Consider the following 23,591-nt stretch of genomic DNA (forward strand, 5'->3'; position numbering starts at 1 on the left):
AGCGGACTGGGGCGTGGCACTCGACGAGGAGCCGGGCCTGCGCATCCCCAACATGTTCGCCGCCGCCCTCGACGGCAGCTACCGCGGCATGTTCGTCCAGGGCGAGGACATCGCCCAGTCCGATCCGAACACCGCCCATGTCACGGCGGCGCTGTCGGCGCTCGACTGCCTCGTCGTGATGGACCTGTTCCTCAACGAGACCGCCGCCTTCGCGCATGTCTTCCTGCCGGGGTCGAGCTTTCTCGAAAAGGACGGCACCTTCACCAACGCCGAACGCCGGATCAACCGGGTCCGGCCGGTGATGCGCGAGAAATCCGGCATGAGCGAGACCGAGGCGGTCTGCCGCCTCTCGACCGCCATGGGCTACCCGATGCGCTACGAGAGCACGGGCGAGATCATGGACGAGATCGCCCGGCTGACCCCGACCTTCGCCGGCGTCAGTTTCGAGCGGCTCGACGCGGTCGGCTCGCTGCAATGGCCGGTGAACGCCGACTATCCCGACGGCGCGCCGATCATGCATATCGACGGCTTCGTGCGCGGCAAGGGCCGGTTCATGATCACCGAATACGTGCCGACGCCGGAGCGGACCAACCGGTTCTATCCGCTGATCCTGACCACCGGCCGCATCCTCAGCCAGTACAACGTCGGCGCCCAGACCCGCCGCACCGAGAACAGCGCCTGGCATCCGGAGGATATCCTCGAGATCCATCCGCACGACGCCGAGGAGCGGGGGATCACCAGCGGAGACCGCGTCTCGATCGGCAGCCGGATCGGCACCACCACCCTCACCGCCGAGGTCTCGACCCGCATGCCGCAGGGCGTGGTCCATACTACCTTCCACCACCCGCTCTCCGGGGCCAATGTCATCACCACCGACAATTCGGACTGGGCGACCAACTGTCCGGAATACAAGGTGACGGCGGTGCAGATCACCCGCTCCAACCAGCCCTCGGCCTGGCAGGAGGAGCGCGCCGAGATCGGCCGCTCCAACTTCCGCGTCGCCGTCACCGCGGCCGAGTAGCGCGGATGACAGCCCCGCGCCGCCTGCCCCGCCGTGACCCCGAACGCGTTCGGGGTTCGCGGCTTCTCCAGGCCGGAGAGACGGGCTGAGATGGAAATCCGCCGCCTCGACAACCACCAGCCCGATGTCTCGCCGGTCGCCGCCGGTCGCCTGGTGACCCAGGCCGGCGCGCGCGCCGCCGCCTGGCACGTCGCCGAGGAAACCCCGGTCGCGATCCTGCTGAACGGCGCGACCTTCGCGGTGATGATGATGACCCCGGCCGATCTCGAGGATTTCGCGGTCGGCTTCGCCCTGACGGAGGGCATCGTCGAAACCGCCGCCGACCTCGATTCGCTGCGCGTCGCCGAGGCCGCCGACGGTTTCGTCGTCAATCTCACGCTCGACCCCGCCCGCCTCGCATCGGTCGAGGACCGCCGGCGCACGCTCGCGGGCCGTGCCGGCTGCGGCATCTGCGGCGCCCAGACCATCGAGGCGGTGCTGCGCCCGCCGCCGCGCGTGTCGGGGCTCCTGCCCGACCGCGACGCTCTGCTCCGGGCCTATGACATCCTGCCGGCCGCGCAGGTGATGAACCGCGCGAACCATTCGACCCACGCCGCCGCCTATTGCGACCGGAGCGGCGTGATCGAACTCCTGCGCGAGGATATCGGCCGCCACAACGCGCTCGACAAGCTCGCGGGCGCGCTCGCCCGCCAGGGCCGGGACGCGCGCGCCGGCTTCATCCTGCTGTCGAGCCGGGTCAGCGTCGAGATGGCGCAGAAGGCCGCGATGGTCGGCGCGCCGCTGCTCGCCGCCGTCTCGGCGCCGAGCGCGCTGGCGCTCCGCGTCGCCGCCGCCGCCGGCATGGTGATCGCCGGCCGCTCCGGCGCCGACGTGATGCTGTTCGACCCGCGCCCGGTTCCCGACCGCGCCGCGGACCGCGCGCGCCCGCGCCGTGACGGCCCGCCGGGAACCACGCCCGAAGTCCCGGAGGAACCCCGCCCATGACCCGGATCGACGCCACCGAAGAGCTCGTGCGCATGACCAACCAGATCGCCGATTTCTTCCGGGCCTATCCGGAGGAGGAGGCCGAGCACGGGATCGAGCTCCATATCCGCGACTTCTGGGAACCGCGGATGCGCCGCGCGCTCCACCATCATCTCGCCACCGGCGGCGACGGCCTCAGCGACCTCGCCCGCGCCGGCGCCACCCGCGTCTTCACCGACACCGCCCCGATCTCCCCGCCCCCGCCGGGCTGCGACGGCGGCTAGAGCAATATCCAACCAGACGGGACCGTCTGGTGGCCAGGACATTACTCCAGGGGTCTGACCCCACCACCGGCGCCGCGCCCGACCACGGCGCTCACCCCCCGCGTTTCATACAGGTTTGCTAACCTGGAGAGCAGTCGTTTCCCGCCAACAGGCGGGAAACCGATGACAAGACTCGCGCGCACCGCGCGCGCTCCATGGGCGGCAAAGGCCGCCCTCCCCCTCTCGGCCCGCGCGCGCCACCCGGCTTTTTCAACCTGGTCGCGAGTACCCCTGAACGGAAAGGGAACACCGCTCTTCCCATTTACCATCCGGCAAGCTATCTTCCCGCCATGAACAGCTGGATCAGCGACGAGGCCGACGCCTTCGAAGCCGCGGCGGAGCCTCTCTCCGCGCGGGCGGCGGCGCGGCCGGCGCGCTATCTCGACGGCCTCAATCCCGAGCAGCGCGCGGCGGTCGAGACGCTGGACGGTCCGGTGCTGGTGCTGTCGGGGGCCGGCACCGGCAAGACCAAGGCGCTGACCACCCGGGTCGCGCATCTGTTGAACATCGGCCGCGCCCGCCCGAACGAGATTCTCTGCGTCACCTTCACCAACAGGGCCGCGCGCGAGATGCGGCACCGGGTCGGCGCGCTGGTCGGCGGCGTGGTCGAGGGCATGCCCTGGCTCGGCACCTTCCATTCGCTCAGCGTCAGGATCCTGCGCCGCCACGCGGAACTCGTCGGGCTGAAATCGAACTTCACCATCCTCGACACCGACGACCAGCTGCGGCTGCTGCGCCAACTGATCCAGGCCGCGAATATCGACGAAAAGCGCTGGCCACCGCGATTGCTCGCCGGTCTGATCGACGGCTGGAAGAACCGCGCGCTCACCCCCGAGCGCGTCCCCTCCTCGGAGGCGAGCGCCTTCGACCATCGCGGCTCCGAACTCTATGCCCAGTATCAGGAGCGGCTGCGCACCCTCAATGCCTGCGACTTCGGCGACCTGCTGCTGCATGTGGTCGGCATCTTCCAGAACCACCCGGACGTGCTCGCGCGTTACCAGTCCTGGTTCCGCTACATCCTGGTCGACGAATATCAGGACACCAATGTCGCGCAATATCTCTGGCTGCGCCTGCTCGCCGCCGGGCACAGAAACATCGCCGTCGTCGGCGACGACGACCAGTCGATCTACGGCTGGCGCGGGGCCGAGGTGGAGAATATCCTGCGGTTCGAAAAGGATTTTCCCGGCGCCAGGGTTATCCGGCTGGAGCAGAACTACCGCTCGACGCCGCATATCCTCGCCGCCGCCTCGGGCGTGATCGCCGCCAACAGCCAGCGCCTCGGCAAGACGCTCTGGACTGATCTCCCCGCCGGCGAGAAGGTGCGGCTGATCGGCCATTGGGACGGCGAGGAAGAAGCGCGCTGGATCGGCGAGGAGATCGAGGCCTATGCCCGCGGCACCCGCGGCCTCGATCCGGTCTCGCCCGACGGCGTGGCGATCCTGGTCCGCGCCACCCATCAGATGCGCGCCTTCGAGGACCGGTTCCTGACCATCGGCCTGCCCTATCGCGTCGTCGGCGGCCCCCGCTTCTACGAACGTCAGGAAATCCGCGACGCGATGGCCTATTTCCGCGCGGCCGTCTCGCCCGACGACGATCTCGCCTTCGAGCGCATCGTCAATGTCCCGAAGCGCGGGATCGGCGACAAGGCGGCACAGGAGATCAACCGCGCCGCCCGCGAAAATGGCGTCGGCCTGATCGAGGGCGCGCGCCTGCTCGCCGCCGCCGGTGGCCTGCCCGCCCGTGCCCGCGGCCAGCTCGGCGCGCTGGTCAGTGATTTCGACCGCTGGCACGAAATGGCGCGGGCCGGGGCGGATCACGTCGCGCTCGCCGAGATGATCCTCGAGGAGAGCGGCTATGTCGGGATGTGGCAGGCCGAGAAGTCCCCGGACGCGCAAGGCCGGCTCGAGAACCTGAAGGAGCTGGTCAAGGCGCTGAACGAGTTCGAGAATCTGCAGGGATTCCTTGAGCATGTCAGCCTCGTCATGGACAATGAGCAGGACGACGCGGCGCCGAAGGTCACCATCATGACCCTGCACGCGGCGAAGGGGCTGGAGTTTCCCTGCGTCTTCCTGCCCGGCTGGGAGGACGGCCTCTTCCCGAGCCAGCGCTCGATGGACGAGAGCGGCGTCAAGGGCCTCGAGGAGGAGCGCCGGCTCGCCTATGTCGGCATCACCCGCGCCCGCCGCTATTGCACCATCAGCTTCGCCGCCAACCGCCGGGTCTACAACCAGTGGCAATCCGCGTTGCCGTCGCGCTTCATCGACGAATTGCCGCCCGCGCATGTCGAGGTGCTGACCCCGCCCGGCCTCTATGGCGGCGGCTACGGCGCCGCCGCGCCGGCGCCCGCCAGCGCTGAACCGCCCAGCACCCTGATGAACAGCGCCGCCAGGGCCGACGTCTACAACTCTCCCGGCTGGCGCCGGATGCAGGCGCGCAGCGGCGCCCGCCCGGTCTCCCAACCGCGCGAGGCCCGCGACATGGTGATCGACGCCAGCGCCGCGCCCTCCTACGGTGTCGGCGCCCGTGTCTTTCACCAGAAGTTCGGCCACGGCACCGTCACCGCCATCGAGGGCGACAAGCTGACAATCGATTTCGACAAGGCCGGCCAGAAGAACGTCGTCGCCCGCTTCGTCACCGCCGACGCCGACGTGCCGTTCTGACACCCCTGGAAAACGCGCTTCCGAAGGAGTGGGTGTCCGTCCTCCGGCGAGCGCCCGCCAAGGCCCGAACCGCGGACAAAAAAAGGGCCGGACAATCGTCCGGCCCCAGTTGGGGAGGAACCGTGTGGAAACCCGCCGCGCGGCGGGGCTCCGAAAATCAGGCGCCGTAGACGCTCTCGAAGGCGACGGCGCGAAGGTCGGTCGGCGCGAGGCCGAGATCGGCGAGTTCACGCGCGCTCAGCGCGCGAAGCTCAACCAGCGTACGGCGATAGAGCATCCAGTCCGCGAAGGCCTTCGCGATGCCGGCGAACGGGCCATGGGCCTCGTTGAAAAAGCCGCCGTTCGAGGCGTGGGTCAGAGCATGTGCCATTGTCATATCCTTTCGTTTCGTCCGGCCGTCGGCCGGGGGGTGCCGGAACACAGGTTCCGGGACCGTTCAGCGGCCCTTTACCGCCGTCCAGGCGAGGGCCGGCAGGTCCGCCGCGGCGAGGTCAAGGTCCGCGAGTTCGCGTGCCGAGAGGGCCTTCATTTCCGCGAGCGCGCGGCGGTAGAGCAGGTAGTCCGTCCATGCGCGGCGAATTCGGCCGATGCCGCCCGTCGCGCCTCCGAGCGCGTCCGCTGCCACCTTGCTCAGCGATTGTTCGGAGTAGGCGGTCGTCATGGTCTTCGTCCTTTCAGCGTGTTCGCTTCTAGTCGTTTTCTCTTGCCATCATCATATGAGGGCGTCTTGTTGCGCTGCAACATACATTTCGGTCTGGCCGCCATGCACGGAACGCGTATCTTCAAGCCATTGAAACCAAGCGATAATCCGAAGGGCGGGACGAGATCCCGCCTTTCGGTGGCGCCCCCGTGGCCGCCGTCAGGCGCCATAGACGCTTTCACGGGCGATGCGGCGGATCGACGCGCGCGAGATGCCGAGGTCGCCCAGTTCGCGATCGGTCAGCGACGCGAGTTCGTCGACCGTCTTGCGATAGAGGCGGTAGTTGGCCACCACGTTGGAGAAGCGGGTCAGGAAACTCGTGGGCGCGGGGGCTATGGTCGGGAAAGGGACTACATGGGCCATTTTCGTGTCCTTTTGGTGTTGGTGGGGCGAGTCGATGAGCAGGCGCAGGGGCCGTGCCACTCGCGGATCAGTGCGCATACGCGGCGGCGCGCGCCACGGATTTCAGGTCTTCGCGGCGAAAGCCGAGGTCGTCCAACTGCTTGTCCGACAGCGCCCGAAGGTGGCGAAGGGTCGTGCGGTAGATCCCGTAGACCTTGATCGCGCGGAGCAGGTCGGAACGCCGTCCGGCGCCGAAGAAGCCAGCATGCGACAGCGTTGTTTCGACGTGTATCATCTAGTGCCTCCTTTCGTTAGCGTTCGAATCTGAGCGTTTCCGTTCTTGTTGCACTGCAATATAAGGAACCGCCCCGACAAGGCAACGGCGGAGATCGGGAAGCTGTCATGCACTTCACGCATGACCGTTAACGTCTTGTTCACAAATGGAATAGATCCACGGAACACGGATTCCCCGCGCTTGTTCAAACGGTTGGGGACCGGACGCTCGCACAGCCCCTCAAGCGAACATTCGCGAAACCACCTTGCTCCCGCCGCGCCGCCAAGCGATCCTGTCGCCACGCGCCGCGCCGATCCGGCCGCCGGCGAGCCGCGCCAATCCCGGCGCGCCATCCGAAAGTCCGACCGCCATGCCGATTTCCCGCGACGCCGTCCTCTCCGCGCTCCAGGGCGTGACGCTGCCCGGATCGGGCCGCGGCCTCGTCGAAGCGGATCTCGTGCGCGCCCTGACCATCGAGGCGGACAGGGTGCGCTTCGTGCTGGAGGTCGATCCCGCCCAGGGCGCCGCGCTCGAGCCGGTCCGCGTCGCCGCCGAGGCGGCGGTCGCCGCCCTGCCCGGGGTCGCCGCGGTCTCGGCCCTGCTGACCGCGCACGGCCCGGCGCCGAAGACGCCCAACCTGCGCATCGGACGCCATCCGACGCCACAGGCCGGCCCCGCCGACGTGCCGGGGGTCAAGCGCATCATCGCCGTCGCCTCGGGCAAGGGCGGGGTCGGCAAATCCACCGTCGCCGCGAATCTCGCCGTCGCGCTGGCGCTGGAGGGCAAGGCCGTCGGCCTTCTCGACGCCGATATCCACGGGCCAAGTCAGCCGCGGATGATGGGCGTTAACCAGAAGCCGAAATCGCCGGACGGCAAGACCATCATTCCGCTCCGGAGCCACGGCGTCACATTGATGTCGATCGGCCTGATGCTGAAGGAGGGCGAGGCGGTCATCTGGCGCGGCCCGATGCTGATGGGCGCGCTGCAACAGATGATGGGCCAGGTCGCCTGGGGCGAACTCGACGCCCTGATCATCGACCTGCCGCCAGGCACCGGCGACGTGCAGCTGACGCTCAGCCAGCGCTACCATCTCGCGGGCGCGATCATCGTCTCGACCCCGCAGGACGTCGCACTGCTCGACGCGCGCAAGGCATTGGACATGTTCGAGAAGATGAGGATCCCGGTGCTCGGCCTGATCGAGAACATGTCCGCCTACATCTGCCCGAACTGCGGCCACGAGGCGCATATCTTCGGCCATGGCGGCGCGCGGGCGGAGGCGGCGCGGCTCGGCCTGCCGTTCCTCGGCGAGATCCCGCTCGACATCGCCATCCGCGTCTCCGGCGACGCCGGCGTGCCGGTGGTCGCCGCGCGTCCCGACGGCCCCGAGGCGCGGGCGTTCAGGGCCCTTGTCCGGCGGCTGATCGAGGGCGGGATCGTCTGAACCAAGCTTGACTTCACAAGGTCGTTTGCCCACCACGGTCATGCCATCAGCCGGAACGGCGTCGGCCGGAAGTTGTTGAGAGATAAACGGGAGAGAGTTCAATGAAGCGCATTCTACTGGTCACGGGCGCCTGCTTGTCCCTCGCCGGCGCGGCTTCGGCCGAACCGGTCAATGTCGGCGTCATCCTCGGTTTCACCGGCCCGCTGGAGACGATCACGCCCGGCATGGCGGCGAGCGCGGAACTGGCCTTCAAGGAGGCGTCGGCGTCCGGCAAGCTGCCCGGTGGCGCCACACTGAACCCGGTCAGGGCCGACAGCACCTGTGTCGACGCCGCCGCCGCGACCACCGCGGCCACCAATCTCGTCACCGGCGAGGCTGTGGTGGCGATCATGGGCGCCGACTGCTCCGGCGTGACGACGGCGATCGCGAACAATGTCGCGATCCCGAACGGCGTGGTGATGATCTCGCCCTCGGCCACCTCGCCGGCGCTCTCGACCCTCGCCGACGACGGCTATTTCTTCCGCACCGCCCCCTCGGACGCGCGCCAGGGCGAAATCCTCGCCAATATCGTGCATGAAAAGGGCATCGCGAAGGTCGCGGTGACCTTCACCAACAACGACTATGGCAAGGGCCTCGCCGACAGCTTCGCCGCCGCCTTCGAGGGTCTCGGCGGCAAGGTCGCGATCTCGGCCGCGCATGAGGACGGCAAGGCCGACTATTCCGCCGAGGTCGCCGCGCTGCAGGCCTCCGGCGCCGACACGCTCATGGTCTTCGGCTATGTCGACCAGGGCGGCGTCGGCATCGTTCAGGCCTCGCTCGATTCCGGCGCCTTCGAGAGCTTCGTCTTCGGCGACGGCATGTATGGCCAGAGCCTGATCGACAAGATCGGCGCCGAAATCAATGGCAAGGTCATCGGCACCCTTCCCGGCGTCGAGGGCGAGGCCGCCGACCGCTTCGCCGCGCTCGCCAAGGCAAACGGCATGGACCCGACCGGCACCTATGTCCCCGAGAGCTACGACGCCGCCGCGCTGATCGCCCTCGCCATGGCCGCGAACGGCTCGACCGAACGCGCCGGGCTCCGCGACAAGGTGCTGGAGGTGGCGAACGCGCCCGGCGAGAAGATCAACGCCGGGGAACTCGCCAAGGGCATCGAGCTCGCGGCCGCCGGCACCGATATCGACTATGTCGGTGCGACCGGCGTCGAACTCATCGGGCCGGGCGAGGCCCAGGGCTCGTACCGCGTCTACGAGATCGAGGACGGCGCGGCCAGGACCCTCGGGTACCGCTGACCTCCTCGCGGCGCTTGGCGGCATGATCCGGGTCGAGGATCTCCATATGCGATTTGGCGGCATCCACGCGGTGGATGGCGCCTCGATCGCGATCGCCAAGGGCTCGATCACCGGGCTGATCGGCCCGAACGGCGCCGGCAAGACCACGCTCTTCAACGTGGTCGCCGGTCATTTCACGCCGACCTCCGGCCATATCTGGCTGGATGGCGAGGAGATCACCGGCCTGCCGCCGCACGAACTGTTTCACAAGGGCCTGCTCCGCACCTTCCAGATCGCGCACGAGTTCGGCACGCTGAGCGTCCGCGAGAACCTGATGATGGTGCCCCCCGAACAGCCGGGCGAACGGCTGTGGGACGCCTGGTTCCGGGGCGGCGTCGTGCGCGCCCGCGAGGCCGAAGTGCGGCGCCGGGCGGACGAGGTGCTGGATTTCCTCGAAATCGGCCATGTCGCGGACGAGTATGCCGGCAACCTCTCCGGCGGGCAGAAGAAGCTGCTGGAGCTTGGCCGGACGATGATGGTCGATGCCAAGATCGTCTTTCTCGACGAGGTCGGCGCCGGGGTGAACCGCACGCTGCTCAACACCATCGCCGACGCCATCCTGCGGCTGAACCGCGAGCGCGGCTATACCTTCTGCCTGATCGAGCATGACATGGACTTCATCGCGCGCCTCTGCGATCCGGTGATCGTCATGGCCGAGGGTCGCGTGCTGACGGTCGGCTCCCCGACCGAGGTCACGAAGAACGAGGCTGTCATCGAGGCCTATCTCGGCCGCGGCCTGAAGAACCGCCCGGCGCGCCGACGCGACCCCGCGCATCCCTGATCGCGACCCGCGCCGCTTCAGACTCCGCTTCCAATACGAAATCCGTTGATTGCTTCGCCTTCGCCTTTCACCGCCCGGACCTCGCGCAGCCGCCCAAGGCGGCGCCCTGTCAGTGTTACCGCCGCCCGCCTGCGCCATCCGGGTGATCCGCGTCGATTATGGCCGTCGGTTGCCAATCTCGCGGGCGCCGCGTGTCGTGAATATCAGCCCAGCCGTTCGGGCACGTTGGCCCGCAGTTCCTCCAGCCACGGCGCGGCGGTGGCGTCGGACGGAGCGCGCCAGTCGCCGCGCGGCGAGAGCGCGCCCCCGGAGGAGACCTTGGGGCCGTTCGGGATCGCGGACCGCTTGAACTGGCTGGTCGCGAAGAAGCGACGCAGGAACTCGGCGAGCCACCGGCGGATGGTGCCAAGGTCGTACTGGCGCCGGGCCTCCGGCGGAAAGTCGATCGGCCAGAGGCCTTTGCCGATATCAGACCAGGCATGCAGCGCCAGAAAGGCGACCTTCGACGGCGCATGGCCGTAGCGCATGATGTGATGCAGAAAGAAATCGTGCAGCTCGTACGGCCCGATCTTGGCCTCGGTGCTCTGGATCGGCTGGCCCGCCTCGGCGGGAATGAGCTCGGGCGAGATCTCGGTGGCGAGGATCGCGCCCAGAACCTCGTCCGTGGCTTCGTCGAACTGCGCGCTGCTGACCGCCCAGCGGATCAGATACTGGATCAGCGTCTTCGGCACGCCGCAATTCACCGCGTAGTGGCTCATCTGGTCGCCGACGCCGTAGGTGCACCAGCCGAGCGCCAGCTCCGACAGATCGCCGGTGCCGATGACAAAGCCGTTCCGCTGGTTGGCGAGACGGAAGAGATAGTCGGTGCGCAGGCCCGCCTGCACGTTCTCGAAGGCGATGTCATAGACCGGCTCGCCCTCCGCGAAGGGATGGCGCATGTCACGCAGCATTTGCGTCGCCGCCGGGCGGATGTCGATCTCCTCCGCCGTGACGCCGAGCGCGCGCATCAGCTTCCACGCATTGCCTCTGGTTTCCTCGCTGGTGGCGAAGCCCGGCATCGTGAAGCCGAGGATTTTCGTCCGCGGTAGCCCGAGCCCGTCGCAGACCTTGGCCGCGACGATCAGCGCGTGCGTCGAATCGAGCCCGCCGGAGACGCCGATCACCATATACCCGCCACCGGTCGCCTCGAACCGCCGGCGCAGGCCCTCGACCTGGATGTTGAAGGCCTCGTAGCAATCCTGATCGAGATGCGACTTGCGGTTCGGCACATAGGGAAAGCGGCGGATGGCGCGGACGAGGCCGATATCCGCGTATGTCGGCCGATGCGCGAAGCGGACACGCCGGAAAGGACGGGTCGTTTTCAGCACCTCGCCGGCCGCGTCGTTGAAGGTTCCGGTCCGTATCCGCTCGCCGAGGATGCGCCCGGTATCCACGTCGGCGACGCAGAGCGCCGGATCGAGCGCGAACCGCTCGGATTCCGCCAGGAGGTCGCCGAGTTCGTAGATCACGCCCTGTCCGTCCCAGGCGAGATCCGTGGTGCTCTCGCCGGGGCCGGCGGCGGAATAGGCGTAGGCGGCGACCGCGCGCGCCGATTGCGAGCGGCAGAGCATGTGCCGCTCGTCCGATTTGCCGATGGTGATGTTGGAAGCCGACAGATTGGCGAGAATGGTCGCCCCGGCCAGCGCGCCCGCCGACGAGGGTGGCGCCGCCGCCCAGAAGTCCTCGCAGATCTCCATATGGAAGACGAAGCCGTCGAGGTCGTCCGCCTCGAAGATCAGGTCGGTGCCGAAGGGCGCGTCGAGGCCCGCCACCCGGATGGCCGCGCCGGCGACGTCGCGGCCATGGGCGAACCAGCGCTTTTCGTAGAATTCGCGGTAGTTCGGCAGGTAGCTCTTCGGCACCACCCCGAGCAGCGCGCCCCGGCCGATGGCGAGCGCGCAATTGTAGAGCCGCCCCGAATGGCGCAGGGGCGCGCCGATCAGCAGGACGGGCGAGAGATCCGCGCTCGCGGCGACAATCTCCGCCACCGCCGCCTCCACCGCGTCGAGCAGCGCCGTCTGCATATGCAGGTCGTCGATCGCATAGGAGGAGAGGCAAAGCTCCGGGAAGACCGCGAGATCGACGTTTCCCGCGTCCGCGCGCCGGGCTTCCTCGATGATGGCGTCGCGGTTGAAGGCGACGTCCGCCGGGCGGACGCGCGGCGTACAGGTGCCGACCCGCACGAAGCCGTGCCGGTGCATCGCGAGGAAGTCGGCGCAGCGTTCGTTCATCGCAGTCCATTCATCAAGGGATCGCTCCGCCCGAGCGTGTCACGTCGATAGCCTGTCACGTCGATAGCAGGCGCGCCACGGTTGCGCGAGCTTCGTCGCGCTCGCAATCCCTTGATCCCGCCGGCCGGATCACGCAAGCCTCTGCCCCGCGCGACGCCGGACCGAAGGAGCCATCCCTTGCGATACACGACTCTTGGACGGACCGAGCTCCGGGTCTCGAACTTCTGCCTCGGCACCATGACCTGGGGCACCCAGAACAGCGACGCCGAGGCTTTCCAGCAGATCGACTACGCGCTGGATCAGGGCGTCAATTTTCTCGACACCGCCGAGATGTATCCGACGACACCGCTGTCGGCCGGGACCAGCGGCGAGACCGAGCGGATCATCGGCCGATGGTTCGCGAAGACCGGGCGGCGCGAGGAGGTGGTGCTCGCGACCAAGATCGTCGGCGCGGGCAACCGGACCGCTGGCCGGGACGGCGCGCCGATCGGGCCGGCGACGCTGCGCCTCGCCCTGGACGACAGCCTCCGCCGCCTCGGCACCGACCGGGTCGATCTCTATCAACTGCACTGGCCGAACCGCGGCTCCTATCATTTCCGCCGCGACTGGACCTTCGCACCTGAGGAGCAGCCGCGCGGCCAGGCGGAGGAGATGCTCGCCATCCTCGAAACGCTCGGTGAACTCACGCGCGAGGGCAAGATTCGCGCCGTCGGCCTCTCCAACGAAAGCGCCTGGGGCACCGCGACCTATCTGCGGCTCGCCGAGGCGCATGGCCTGCCGCGCATCGCGTCGATCCAGAACGAATACAGTCTGATGTGCCGCTCCTTCGATCTCGATCTCGCCGAACTCTGCCACCATGAGGATGTCGGACTGCTCGCCTATTCACCGCTCGCCGCTGGCCTTCTCACCGGCAAGTACGCGGGTGGCGCTCGCCCGGCCGGATCGCGGGCCACGATCAACGGCGATCTCGGCGGGCGGATCTCGGTTCATTCCGAGCCGGTGGCCGAGGCCTATGTCGCGATCGCCCGCCGCCACGGGCTCGACCCCGCTCAAATGGCGCTGGCCTTCGCCGCCGCGCGCCCCTTCATGGCCTCGGTCATCATAGGCGCGACCAGCATGGAGCAGTTGCGCACCGATCTCGGCGCCGCCGATGTCACTCTCCCGGCGGAGGTCTTGCGCGATATCGCGGCGCTGCGTCGCCGCCATCCGCGGCCGCTGTAGGATGACGTCGCGTCACCTTGACGTAAACGTCAAGCGCGGCGATTGAATCGACTCAAGGTTGCGTCCATGGTGCCCGGACGCGAAGGCTTGGGAGGATGCGCGCATGGCGGATCGGATCTGGTCCATCACCGAGATGTGCGCCGACTTCGGCGTGACACCGCGAACCCTGCGCTTCTACGAGGGCAAGGAACTGGTCTTTCCCATGCGCGAGGGACAGAGGCGCCTCTATACCCGCCGTTGTCGCGCCCGGCTGAAGCTGATCCTGCGCGGCAAGCGGTTCGGCTTCAGCCTCGAGGACATTCGCCAGCTCCTCAATCTCTACGATATCGGCGACCAGCAGGTCACCCAGATCGCCCGTACCTACCGCCTCGGCGAGGAGCGGCTGGGCGCCATGATCGCGCAGCGCGATGAACTCAACGAGGCGATCGCCGATCTCGAGCGCCAGTTGCGCTGGGGCGAGCAGGTGCTGGCGGGCGCCGGACTGCCCGCCGCCCCCCTGACCGAAGCCGCGCCCTGACCGAAAGAAGACCTATGGCCAGCTATACCCCTCCCCTCGGCGACCTCGCCTTTGTCCTGCATGACGTGCTGGCGGTCCAGGACAGCGCGATCCCCGGCTATGCCGACCTTGACCGCGACACCACGGCCGCGATCCTCGAAGAGGCGGGCAAGATCGCGGCGGAGGTGCTGGCGCCGGTCAACAGCATCGGCGACCGCGAAGGCTGCCGGCTGGAGAACGGCGTGGTGCGGACGCCCGCCGGCTTCAAGGCCGCCTATGACACGGCGCGGGCGGGGGGCTGGACCGGGCTCGATCTCGATCCCGACTTCGGCGGCCAGGGCATGCCGCATCTTCTGAACACCGCCGTCGGCGAGATGCACGCCGCCGCCAACATGGCGCTCAACATGTACTGGGGCCTGACGCATGGCGCCTATAACGCCATCCACGCCCACGGCTCGGCGGAGCAGAAGCGGACCTATCTGCCGCGCATGGTCGCAGGCGACTGGACCGGCACGATGAACCTGACGGAGCCGCATTGCGGCACCGACCTCGGCCTCCTGCGCACCCGCGCCGAGCCGGACGGCGCGGCCTATCGGATCACCGGGCAGAAGATCTTCATCTCGGCCGGCGAGCATGATCTGGCGGACAATATCATCCATCTGGCGCTGGCCCGGATCAGCGGCGCGCCGGCCGGGGTGAAGGGCATCTCGCTCTTCATCGTGCCGAAATACCTCGTGAACCCGGACGGCACGCTCGGCGCCCGCAACGCCGTCGCCTGCGGCAAGCTCGAGGAGAAGATGGGCATCCACGGCAATGCCACCTGCGTCATGAATTACGACGGCGCGACCGGCTTTCTCGTCGGCGAGCCGCACAAGGGCCTGCGCGCGATGTTCACCATGATGAACGAGGCGCGGCTGTCGGTCGGCGTGCAGGGCCTCGCCCAGGCCGCCGCCGCCTGCCAGGGCGCGGCGGCCTATGCCCGCGACCGGCTGCAGGGCCGCGCGGTGACGGGGCCGGAAAACCCCGCCGGCCCGGCCGATCCGCTGATCGTCCATCCGGATGTGCGGCGCGCGCTGATGGACCAGCGCGCCTTCGTCGAGGGTGGGCGGGCCTTCATGCTCTGGGTCTCGGTGCTGATCGACCAGCATGCGCGCACCGCCGACGCGGCCGCCGAGGGGCTGGTCTCGCTGCTCACCCCGGTGGTCAAGGGCTTCCTGACCGACAAGGGTTTCGAGGCGACGGTCCAGGCGCAGCAGGTCTTCGGCGGTCACGGCTATACCGAGGACTGGCCGGCGAGCCAGTTCGTGCGCGACGCCCGCATCGCCATGATCTACGAGGGCACGAACGGCGTGCAGGCGCTCGATCTCGTCGGCCGCAAGCTCGGCCAGGACGGTGGCAGGCACATGATGGCCTTTTTCGAGATCGTGAAGGGCTTCCTGCGCGAGAATGACGGCGACCCGGTGCTCAAGGCCGATTTCCTCGATCCGCTGAAGGCCGCTTCCAAGGATCTGCAAGCCGCGACGATGTATTTCGCGCAGACCGGCCTCAAGGATCCGAACGCGGCGCTGGCCGGCTCGACGGATTTCCTGCATCTCTTCGGCCATGTCTGCCTCGGCCTGATGTGGGCGCGGATGGCCCGGGCGGCGATCGGGCGGGACGACGATTTTCACCGTGCGAAGCTCGCCACCGGGCGCTACTACATGGCGCGGCTGCTGCCGGAGACGGCGCTGCGCCTCGTCCGCATCCAGTCCGGCGCCGAACCCGTGATGGCTCTGCCGGCCGAGGCATTCTGAGCGAAGGAGACCCGCGCATGGCCGAATACCAGCTCCATTGCTTCGCGCAGTCGGGCAATTCCTACAAGCCGGCGCTGTTGCTGGCGCTGGCCGGTGCCGACTGGGAGCCGCTCTGGGTCGATTTCTTCAACGGCGGCACCAAGACGCCGGAATATCTGGCGCTGAACGAGATGGGCGAGGCGCCGCTGCTGGTGCATGGCGACCTCAGGCTGAGCCAGTCCGGGGTGATCCTCGACTATCTCTCGCAGCGCTTCCGCGACTTCGCGCCGAAGTCCGAGGCCGAGCGCCGCGAGGTGCTGCGCTGGACGCTGTGGGACAACCACAAGCTGACGAGCTATATCGCCACCCTGCGCTTCATGCGCGCCCTGATGCCGGCGGAAAAGCGCGACCCCGCGGTCATCGCCTTCTTCGACGGGCGGGCGCGGACCGCGCTCAAGGTGCTCGACAGCCACCTCTCGGCGCGCGACTGGATCGCCGCCGACCGGATCACCACCGCCGACCTGGGCGCGGTCGGCTATCTCTATTTCCCCGACGAATTCGCCATCGACCTCGCCGCCTATCCCAATATCGAGCGCTGGCGCGCCGCGATCGCCGCCCTGCCGGGCTGGAAGCACCCCTACGAACTGATGCCGGGGCACCCCCGCGGCTGAAGGAGAGCCACCATGGCCGAGGCCTATGTCTACGACGCGATCCGCTCGCCGCGCGGCAAGGGCCGCGCCGACGGCGCGCTGCACGAGGTGACGGCGGTCCGGCTGTCGGCCGACATGCTGAACGCGCTGAAGGCGCGCAACGACCTCGCGACCGACGCGATCGAGGATGTGATCTGGGGCAATGTCACCCAGATCGGCGAACAGGGCGGCTGTCTCGCCCGCTCCGCCGTCCTGCTGTCGGATTTCGACCAGTCGGTGCCGGGCCTTTCGATCAACCGCTTCTGCGCCAGCGGGCTCGAAGCGGTCAATCTCGCCGCGAACCAGGTGCGCGCCGGCGCCGGCGAGGCCTATGTCGCGGGCGGGGTCGAGATGATGAGCCGCGTCGCCATGGGTTCGGACGGCGCGGCGATCGCCGTCGATCCCGAACTCGCGATGAAGAGCTATTTCGTGCCGCAGGGGATTTCGGCCGATCTGATCGCGACGATCCACGGCTTCGGCCGTGACGATTGCGATGCCTTCGCCGTCGAGAGCCAGCGCCGCGCCGCCGCCGCCTGGGCCGAGGGCCGCTTCGCCCGCTCGATCGTGCCGATCAGCGACCGCAACGGCCTGCCGCTGCTCGACCGGGACGAGCATATGCGGCCGGAAACCGACATGGCGTCGCTCGGCGCGCTCAATCCGGCCTTCAAGGAGATGGGCGAGGTGATGCCGGGCTTCGACGCCGTGGCGATCCTGAAATATCCGCGCCTCGAACGCGTCGATCACGTGCACCACGCCGGCAATTCCAGCGGCATCGTCGATGGCGCCGCCGCCGTGCTGGTCGGCTCGAAGGCATTCGGCGAGGCTCACGGCTTGCGCCCCCGCGCGCGGATCCGGGCGACGGCCAAGATCGGCACCGACCCGACCATCATGCTGACCGGCCCGGTGCCGGTGACCGAGCGGGCCCTGCGCGCGGCCGGGATGACGATCGGCGACATCGACCTTTTCGAGGTCAACGAGGCCTTTTCGGCCGTGGTGCTGCGCTTTCTCCAGGCATTCGAGCTCGATCCCGCCAAGGTCAATGTGAACGGCGGCGCGATCGCCATGGGCCATCCGCTCGGCGCCACCGGGGCCATGATCCTCGGCACCGCGCTCGACGAACTGGAACGGTCGGACAAGGAGACGGCGCTCGCCACGCTCTGCGTCGCCTCCGGCATGGGCGCGGCGACCATTCTCGAACGGGTGTGACGATGGGCGTGATCGACCAGACGAAATGCCCGGTGAAGACCGGATCAATCTATCCCGAGCCCTATGCCTCGCGGATGGCGGGCCGAAGTTCGCTCCGGCTCGGACAGGCCGCCGGGCTGACCCAGTTCGGCGCCAATCTGGTGACGCTGGAGCCGGGCGCGCGCTCCTCGCTGCGCCACTGGCACATGGCCGAGGACGAATTCGTCATGGTGACCGAGGGCGAACTCATCCTCCTTCAGGACGAGGGAGAGCATGTCATGCGCCCGGGCGACTGCGCCGGCTGGCCGGCCGGCGACACCAACGGCCATTGCTTCCTCAACCGAACGGACCGGCTGGCCCGGTTCCTCGTGGTCGGCGGCAAGGCGCCGCGAGAGGTCGTCACCTATTCCGACGAAGATTTCGCGATCGAGATCGAGGACGGGCGGGCCAGCTTCACCTACCGCGACGGAAGCCCGTGGAACGGCCCGCGATGACGGGAGGCTGCCGTCCGATGCCGAAGCTGATCCCGCCGGCGCCCGTCTTCGGGACCGCCGAAGGCTACGCGCCGGCGGACGAGGATCCCGGCCCCTTCGCCTCGGTGGCGGCCGGCGAGATCGGCGGCCGCGACCCCGATCGCGGCTGGGACGCGCGGCGCGACGGAACCATCGTCAAGGAGCTCTGACATGCCGATCTTCACCACCGCGCTCGACGACGATGGCGTCGCGATCATCGCCTGGGATCTTCCCGGCCGCTCGATGAACGTGCTGACCGATGAGGGCATCGCCGATCTGGAAGCCGCCTTCGACGCCGCGCTCGCCGATCCGGCGGTGAAGGGCATCATCCTGACCAGCGCCAAGCCGGACTTCGCCGGCGGCATGGATCTCAACCTGCTGGCGCGGATGAAGGAGAACGCCGGCGACGATCCCGCGCGCGGCCTCTTCGACGGCGTCATGGGGCTGCACCGCGTGCTGCGCAAGATCGAGCGGGCCGGCATGGATCCGAAGACGCGCAAGGGTGGCAAGCCCGTCGCCTGGGCCAGCCCCGGAACCTCCGCCGGCATCGGGACCGAGATCGGCCTCGCCTGCCATCGCCGCTTCGTCGCGGACAATCCCAAGGCGAAGATCGGCCTGCCCGAGATCCTGATCGGCATTTTCCCCGGCGCCGGCGGCACCACCCGTTTCTCGCGCATGGTCGGTGCGATGGCGGCGGCGCCGGTGCTGCTCGAAGGCAAGATGCTGGCGCCGAAGGCGGCGCTCGGCGCCGGGCTGATCGACGAGATCGCGCCGCCGGCCGAACTCGTCCAGAACGCCAAGGACTGGGTGCTGTCGGCGCAGCCCGCCGACATCGTGAAGCCCTGGGACGCCAAGGGTTACAAGATGCCCGGCGGCGCGCCCTACAGCGCCGCGGGCTTCATGACCTTCGTCGGCGCCTCGGCGATGGTCCATGGCAAGACGCAGGGCGTCTATCCGGCGGCGAAGGCGATGCTGTCGGCGATCTACGAAGGCGCGCTGGTCGATTTCGACACCGCGCTCCGGATCGAGGCGCGATGGTTCACCAGCGTCCTGATGAACCCCTCCTCCTCCGCCATGATCCGCTCGCTGTTTCTCAACAAGCAGGCGCTGGAGAAGGGCGCGTCGCGCCCGGCCGAGCCCGACCAGACGGTGCGCAAGCTCGGCATCCTCGGCGCCGGAATGATGGGCGGAGGCATCGCCTATGTCGCCGCGCTCGCCGGCATCGAAGTGGTGCTGATCGACCGCGATCAGGCCGCCGCCGATCGCGGCCGCGCCCATGTGGAGGCCATCCTCGACGAGGGTGTGAAGCGGCGCAAGACCACGCCCGAGAAGAAGGCCGAGGTGCTGGCCCGCGTCACCGCGACGCCCGACTACGCCGCGCTGACCGGCTGTGACCTGATGGTGGAGGCGGTATTCGAGGATCCGGCCGTCAAGGCCGAGGCGACCCGCCGCGCCGAACAGTATCTGCCGGCCGAGGCGATCTTCGCCACCAACACCTCGACCCTGCCGATCGCCGAACTCGCGAAGGCGAGCCGCGCGCCGGACCAGTTCATCGGCATCCATTTCTTCTCGCCGGTCGATCGCATGGCGCTGGTCGAGATCATCCGCGGACCCCGGACCGGCGCGCGCGCGGTGGCGAAGGCACTCGATTTCGTGCGCCAGATCCGCAAGACACCGATCGTCGTCAACGACGCCCGCTTCTTCTATGCCAACCGCTGCATCATCCCCTACATGAACGAAGGTGTGCGGATGGTCGGCGAAGGCATCGCGCCGGCATTGATCGAGAACGCGGCCAAGCAGCTCGGCTTTCCGGTCGGCCCGCTTCAGCTGACCGACGAGATCTCGATCGACCTCGGGGTCAAGATCGCCAAGGCGACCCACGCGGCGATGGGCGACGCCTATCCCGACGCCGCCGCCGACGGGGTGCTGTTCACCCTCGCCGACCTCGGGCGCCTCGGGCGCAAGGCCGGGTCGGGCTTCTATGCCTATGACGACAAGGGCCGGCGTCAGGGTCTGTGGCCGGGGCTCGCCACGCATTGGCCGGTCGCGGCGGAACAACCGGAGCTGATCGAGGTCCAGCGCCGCCTCGCCATGGTGCAGGCGCTGGAAGCGGTCCGCGCGCTGGAGGAGGGCGTGCTGACCGACATCCGCGAGGGCGATGTCGGCGCGATCCTCGGTTGGGGCTTCATGCCCTGGTCCGGCGGCCCGTTCGGCTGGCTCGACATCCTCGGCGCGGCGCGGGCGGTCGAGATCTGCGACGCGCTGGCCGCCGCGCACGGCTCGCGCTTCGCCGCCCCCGCGCTGCTGCGCGAGCTCGCCGCGGAAGGCGTCGGCTTCTACGCCCGCTTCCTCCCCGCCGCCGCGGCCTGACGCGCGCGGCCCGCGGGGCGCGCGTGGTTCTCGCGCCCTTGCGCCCGCCGTGCCGGCTGGCTAGCAAGATACATATGAGCGAGCCGACATCCCACCGCGCGACCATCGCCGCGTCCTGGTCCGCGCGGTGAGCTATCTCCGCGCCGAAGCGATGACCGGCGGCTACGGCGCCGCCGATATCCTGCACGGCTGCGACATCGCCGTCGACCGGGGCGAGATCGCGGTGATCGTCGGTCCGAACGGCGCCGGCAAATCCACCGCGATGAAGGCGATCTTCGGCATGCTGCCTCTGCGCCAGGGCACAATCCGGCTCGCCGGCGAGGACATCGCGGCGCTGACGCCGCGGCAGCGGGTCCATCGCGGCATGGGCTTCGTGCCGCAGACCTCGAATGTCTTCACCAGCCTGACGGTGCAGGAAAATCTCGAGATGGGCGCCTTCATCCGCGAGGACGATTTCACCGGCACCATGGAGCAGATCTTCACCCTCTTCCCCATCCTCCGCCAGAAGCGGCGCCAGCCCGCCGGCGAGCTTTCCGGTGGCCAGCGCCAACAGGTGGCGGTCGGCCGCGCGCTGATGACCAAGCCCAGCGTCCTGATGCTGGACGAGCCGACGGCCGGCGTCTCGCCGATCGTGATGGACGAGCTGTTCGACAAGATCCTCGAGATCGCCGCGACCGGCCTCGCCATCCTGATGGTCGAGCAGAACGCCCGCCAGGCGCTCTCGATCGCCGACAAGGGCTATGTCCTCGTCCAGGGCCGCAACCGCTTCACCGACAGCGGCGAGGCCCTGCTGGCCGACCCCGAAGTCCGACGCACCTTTCTGGGGGGCTAGTGGAAAACATCCTCAACGCCTTCGTCCTCCTGGCCAATTTCGTCATCATCCCGGCCCTCGCCTACGGCTCGCAACTGGCGCTCGGCGCGCTCGGGGTGACGCTGATCTACGCGGTGCTGCGCTTCTCGAACTTCGCGCATGGCGACCTCATGGCCTTCGGCACCATGATCACCATCCTCGTCACCTGGGCGCTGCAAGGCGCCGGCGTCACGGCGGGGCCCCTGCCGACCGCGCTGCTCGCCCTGCCGGTCGGCATTCTCGGCGCGGTGCTGCTCGCCCTCGTCACGGATGCCTGGGTCTATCGCTTCTACCGCCGCCAGCGCAGCGATCCGGTGGTGTTCGTCATCGCCTCGGTCGGAGTGATGTTCATCTACAACGCGCTCACCCGCTTCGTGATCGGCGCCGACGACCAGAGGTTCGAGGACGGGGCGCGCTTCGTGATGCGCGTGCCGGACTTCAAGGCGCTGACCGGACTGGAGGAGGGGATCGCGATCCGTACCAGCCAGTTGATCACCCTCGTGGTCATGATCGTCACGGTCGCGGCGGTCTTCTGGTTCCTGCAACGCACGCGGACCGGCAAGGCGATGCGCGCCTATTCCGACAACGAGGATCTGGCACTCCTGTCCGGCATAAATCCCGACCGGGTGGTGATGATCACCTGGATCCTGGCCGCGACCCTCGCCACCATCGCCGGTGTGCTCTACGGGCTCGACAAGTCGTTCCGGCCCTTCACCTATTTCCAGCTGCTGCTGCCGATCTTCGCGGCCGCGATCGTCGGCGGCATCGGCCAGCCGCTCGGCGCGGTCGCCGGCGGCTTCGTCATCGCCTTTTCCGAGGTGATGATAACCTATGCCTACAAGGGCTTTCTCACCTATCTCCTCCCCGAGGGCTGGGCGCCCGAGGGACTGACCCAGCTGCTCGGCACCGACTACAAGTTCGCGGTCTCCTTCATCATCCTCGTGCTCGTGCTGCTCATCCGGCCGACCGGCATCTTCCGGGGCAAGGTGCTGTGACCGGCCCGGTCCGCGCCGCCGCGCTCTACGCATGCATGGCCGCGCTCATCCTCGCGGTCGGATTCGCCCAGAGCTGGACGGTGGCCCTCGCCATCCTGAACCTCTGCCTGATCTCGGCGATCATGGCGCTCGGGGCAAATATCCAGTGGGGTTACGCCGGACTGTTCAACGCCGGCATCATGGGCTTCGCGGCGCTCGGCGGGGTCGCGGCGGTGCTGACCTCCATGCCCCCGGTCGAGGGCGCGCTCGGCACCGGTGGCGCCAATCTCGGCCTCGCGGCGCTGGCGCTGATCGGCACGGTCGGCGCGGCGATCTTCCTGCGCGGCCGGGTCGGACCGGCGTTCCGCGTACCGGTGACAATCGTCACCTGCTTCGTCGGCTATCTCGTCACACGGCTGTTCCTCGACCCCGCCTCGGACGCGATCGAGGCGATGAACGCGGCCTCCGCCGGCTATCTCGGCGGACTCGGCCTGCCGATCCTGATCGCCTGGCCCGTCGGCGGCCTTTTCGCCGCCGGCGCCGCCTATCTGGTCGGCAAGGTGGCGCTCGGCCTGCGCTCGGACTATCTGGCGATCGCGACGCTCGGCATTTCCGAGATCATCCTCGCCATCCTCAAGAACGAGAACTGGCTGACCCGCGGCGTCAAGAACGTCACCGGCCTGCCGCGCCCGATCCCGGACGAACGCGCGTTGCAGGCGGCGCCCTGGGTCGGCGACCTCGCCGCGCGCTTCGGCACCGATACCGTCACCGCCGCCGCCAATATCTCGCGCCTCGGCTATGCGCTGCTCTTCGCGCTGGTGCTCGCCGTCCTGCTCTGGCTGTCGGAACGGGCTCTGCGCTCGCCCTGGGGGCGGATGATGCGGGCGATCCGCGACAATCGCGACGCAGCGGAGGCGATGGGCAAGGATGTCACCCGGCGCCATCTGCGGGTTTTCGTGCTCGGCTCGGCCGTGGTCGGGATCGCCGGTGCCATGCTCGTCACCCTCGACGGCCAGTTCACCCCCGCTTCCTACAGCCCGCTCCGCTATACCTTCGTGATCTGGGTGATGGTGATCGTCGGCGGCTCCGGCAACAACTGGGGCGCGGTGCTCGGCGGTTTTCTCATCTGGTACGTCTGGGTCGTGTCCGAGCCGGCGGGCAACTGGCTCATGTCCACACTGACCGCCGGCATGGCGGAGGGCAGCTGGTGGCGGGCCCATCTCCTCGCCGCCGCGCCGCATCTGCGCCTGTTCTTCATGGGCCTCATCCTGCTCCTCACCCTGCGCTTCGCCCCCCGCGGCCTGATCCCGGAAGCCCGCGGCCGCTGATGACGGCGCCCGCCTGATTGCTTCGGATCGAGATGCTTCCCGCGGACCGACCTCAGGGGGCGCCAGTGGCGCGCCCGCGGTCCGCGCGCCC

The 23,591-nt window shown here is 68.6% G+C and carries 23 protein-coding genes; 18 read left to right on the forward strand and 5 right to left on the reverse strand.

Annotated features, from left to right (window positions below; translation table 11 throughout):
* From Q0480_RS17325 to Q0480_RS17340, 4 genes are all read left to right on the forward strand, one after another.
* Positions 1-1,021, forward strand: a 1,021-nt coding sequence (locus Q0480_RS17325) for a molybdopterin dinucleotide binding domain-containing protein (RefSeq protein ID WP_299134882.1), incomplete at its 5' end; no start/stop codon positions are given.
* A gap of 90 nt (positions 1,022-1,111) precedes the next feature.
* A complete protein-coding gene (fdhD, locus tag Q0480_RS17330; protein WP_299134886.1) occupies positions 1,112-2,005 on the forward strand; it encodes a formate dehydrogenase accessory sulfurtransferase FdhD in 894 nt (297 codons plus the stop codon).
* Complete coding sequence (locus Q0480_RS17335; RefSeq protein WP_299134889.1) at positions 2,002-2,268, forward strand: formate dehydrogenase subunit delta; 267 nt, start codon at positions 2,002-2,004, stop codon at positions 2,266-2,268. Before fdhD ends, Q0480_RS17335 begins: the two co-directional genes overlap by 4 nt.
* Positions 2,269-2,597: 329 nt before the next feature.
* Positions 2,598-4,967, forward strand: a complete 2,370-nt coding sequence (locus Q0480_RS17340) for an ATP-dependent helicase (protein ID WP_299134892.1) — start codon at positions 2,598-2,600, stop codon at positions 4,965-4,967.
* Positions 4,968-5,124: 157 nt separating this feature from the next.
* Here the strand turns inward: Q0480_RS17340 and Q0480_RS17345 are convergent, their stop codons facing one another.
* The 4 genes from Q0480_RS17345 to Q0480_RS17360 all read right to left on the reverse strand — a co-directional run bounded on the left by Q0480_RS17345 (position 5,125) and on the right by Q0480_RS17360 (position 6,304).
* Positions 5,125-5,337, reverse strand: a complete 213-nt coding sequence (locus tag Q0480_RS17345) for a DUF1127 domain-containing protein (protein WP_299134895.1) — start codon at positions 5,335-5,337, stop codon at positions 5,125-5,127.
* 66 nt (positions 5,338-5,403) lie between these two features.
* Positions 5,404-5,628: a DUF1127 domain-containing protein gene (locus Q0480_RS17350; protein WP_299134897.1), complete on the reverse strand. Its 225-nt coding sequence runs from the start codon at positions 5,626-5,628 to the stop codon at positions 5,404-5,406.
* 198 nt (positions 5,629-5,826) lie between these two features.
* Entirely contained in the window at positions 5,827-6,030 is a 204-nt protein-coding gene (locus tag Q0480_RS17355; protein ID WP_299134899.1) for a DUF1127 domain-containing protein, read from the reverse strand.
* A gap of 67 nt (positions 6,031-6,097) precedes the next feature.
* On the reverse strand, positions 6,098-6,304 hold the full coding sequence (locus Q0480_RS17360) for a DUF1127 domain-containing protein (protein ID WP_299134901.1): 207 nt from the start codon (positions 6,302-6,304) through the stop codon (positions 6,098-6,100).
* Between the two features lie 349 nt (positions 6,305-6,653).
* On the opposite strand from Q0480_RS17360, the gene Q0480_RS17365 reads away from it, so the two are divergent.
* From Q0480_RS17365 to Q0480_RS17375, 3 genes are all read left to right on the forward strand, one after another.
* Positions 6,654-7,724: an Mrp/NBP35 family ATP-binding protein gene (locus Q0480_RS17365; RefSeq protein ID WP_299134902.1), complete on the forward strand. Its 1,071-nt coding sequence runs from the start codon at positions 6,654-6,656 to the stop codon at positions 7,722-7,724.
* A 101-nt stretch (positions 7,725-7,825) separates the two neighbouring features.
* Positions 7,826-9,013, forward strand: coding sequence for an ABC transporter substrate-binding protein (locus tag Q0480_RS17370; protein ID WP_299134904.1), 1,188 nt, complete (start codon positions 7,826-7,828; stop codon positions 9,011-9,013).
* A 22-nt stretch (positions 9,014-9,035) separates the two neighbouring features.
* The gene (locus tag Q0480_RS17375; RefSeq protein WP_299134905.1) at positions 9,036-9,833 is read left to right on the forward strand and encodes an ABC transporter ATP-binding protein; all 798 of its coding nucleotides are present in this window, start codon (positions 9,036-9,038) and stop codon (positions 9,831-9,833) included.
* A gap of 203 nt (positions 9,834-10,036) precedes the next feature.
* On the opposite strand, the gene Q0480_RS17380 is transcribed toward Q0480_RS17375, so the two are convergent.
* The gene (locus Q0480_RS17380) at positions 10,037-12,103 is read right to left on the reverse strand and encodes an NAD(+) synthase (protein ID WP_299134907.1); all 2,067 of its coding nucleotides are present in this window, start codon (positions 12,101-12,103) and stop codon (positions 10,037-10,039) included.
* A gap of 177 nt (positions 12,104-12,280) precedes the next feature.
* Between Q0480_RS17380 and Q0480_RS17385 the strand changes: the two genes are divergently transcribed.
* The 11 genes from Q0480_RS17385 to Q0480_RS17435 all read left to right on the forward strand — a co-directional run bounded on the left by Q0480_RS17385 (position 12,281) and on the right by Q0480_RS17435 (position 23,500).
* Positions 12,281-13,324 carry an aldo/keto reductase gene (locus tag Q0480_RS17385; RefSeq protein ID WP_299134910.1) on the forward strand — a complete coding sequence of 348 codons (1,044 nt, stop codon included), beginning with the start codon at positions 12,281-12,283 and terminating at the stop codon, positions 13,322-13,324.
* A 103-nt stretch (positions 13,325-13,427) separates the two neighbouring features.
* The gene (locus Q0480_RS17390) at positions 13,428-13,841 is read left to right on the forward strand and encodes a MerR family DNA-binding transcriptional regulator (RefSeq protein WP_299134912.1); all 414 of its coding nucleotides are present in this window, start codon (positions 13,428-13,430) and stop codon (positions 13,839-13,841) included.
* A gap of 14 nt (positions 13,842-13,855) precedes the next feature.
* Positions 13,856-15,613 carry an acyl-CoA dehydrogenase C-terminal domain-containing protein gene (locus tag Q0480_RS17395; RefSeq protein WP_299134913.1) on the forward strand — a complete coding sequence of 586 codons (1,758 nt, stop codon included), beginning with the start codon at positions 13,856-13,858 and terminating at the stop codon, positions 15,611-15,613.
* Between the two features lie 17 nt (positions 15,614-15,630).
* Positions 15,631-16,263: a glutathione S-transferase family protein gene (locus Q0480_RS17400; RefSeq protein WP_299134914.1), complete on the forward strand. Its 633-nt coding sequence runs from the start codon at positions 15,631-15,633 to the stop codon at positions 16,261-16,263.
* 12 nt (positions 16,264-16,275) lie between these two features.
* Positions 16,276-17,487, forward strand: coding sequence for an acetyl-CoA C-acetyltransferase (locus Q0480_RS17405; RefSeq protein WP_299134916.1), 1,212 nt, complete (start codon positions 16,276-16,278; stop codon positions 17,485-17,487).
* A 2-nt stretch (positions 17,488-17,489) separates the two neighbouring features.
* Positions 17,490-17,960 (forward strand): cupin domain-containing protein, encoded by a 471-nt coding sequence (locus Q0480_RS17410; protein WP_299134917.1) that lies wholly within the window; start codon positions 17,490-17,492, stop codon positions 17,958-17,960.
* A gap of 17 nt (positions 17,961-17,977) precedes the next feature.
* The gene (locus Q0480_RS17415; RefSeq protein WP_299134918.1) at positions 17,978-18,148 is read left to right on the forward strand and encodes a hypothetical protein; all 171 of its coding nucleotides are present in this window, start codon (positions 17,978-17,980) and stop codon (positions 18,146-18,148) included.
* Between the two features lies 1 nt (position 18,149).
* A complete protein-coding gene (locus Q0480_RS17420) occupies positions 18,150-20,348 on the forward strand; it encodes a 3-hydroxyacyl-CoA dehydrogenase NAD-binding domain-containing protein (protein ID WP_299134919.1) in 2,199 nt (732 codons plus the stop codon).
* A gap of 151 nt (positions 20,349-20,499) precedes the next feature.
* Positions 20,500-21,180 (forward strand): ABC transporter ATP-binding protein, encoded by a 681-nt coding sequence (locus Q0480_RS17425; protein ID WP_299134922.1) that lies wholly within the window; start codon positions 20,500-20,502, stop codon positions 21,178-21,180.
* A complete protein-coding gene (locus Q0480_RS17430) occupies positions 21,180-22,193 on the forward strand; it encodes a branched-chain amino acid ABC transporter permease (protein WP_299134920.1) in 1,014 nt (337 codons plus the stop codon). The genes Q0480_RS17425 and Q0480_RS17430 overlap by 1 nt, the downstream gene beginning before the upstream one ends.
* Complete coding sequence (locus Q0480_RS17435; protein ID WP_299134921.1) at positions 22,190-23,500, forward strand: branched-chain amino acid ABC transporter permease; 1,311 nt, start codon at positions 22,190-22,192, stop codon at positions 23,498-23,500. Before Q0480_RS17430 ends, Q0480_RS17435 begins: the two co-directional genes overlap by 4 nt.
* The last annotated feature ends 91 nt before the right edge of the window (positions 23,501-23,591 follow it).

Source organism: uncultured Amaricoccus sp., assembly GCF_937891315.1.
Taxonomy (GTDB): Bacteria; Pseudomonadota; Alphaproteobacteria; order Rhodobacterales; family Rhodobacteraceae; genus Amaricoccus.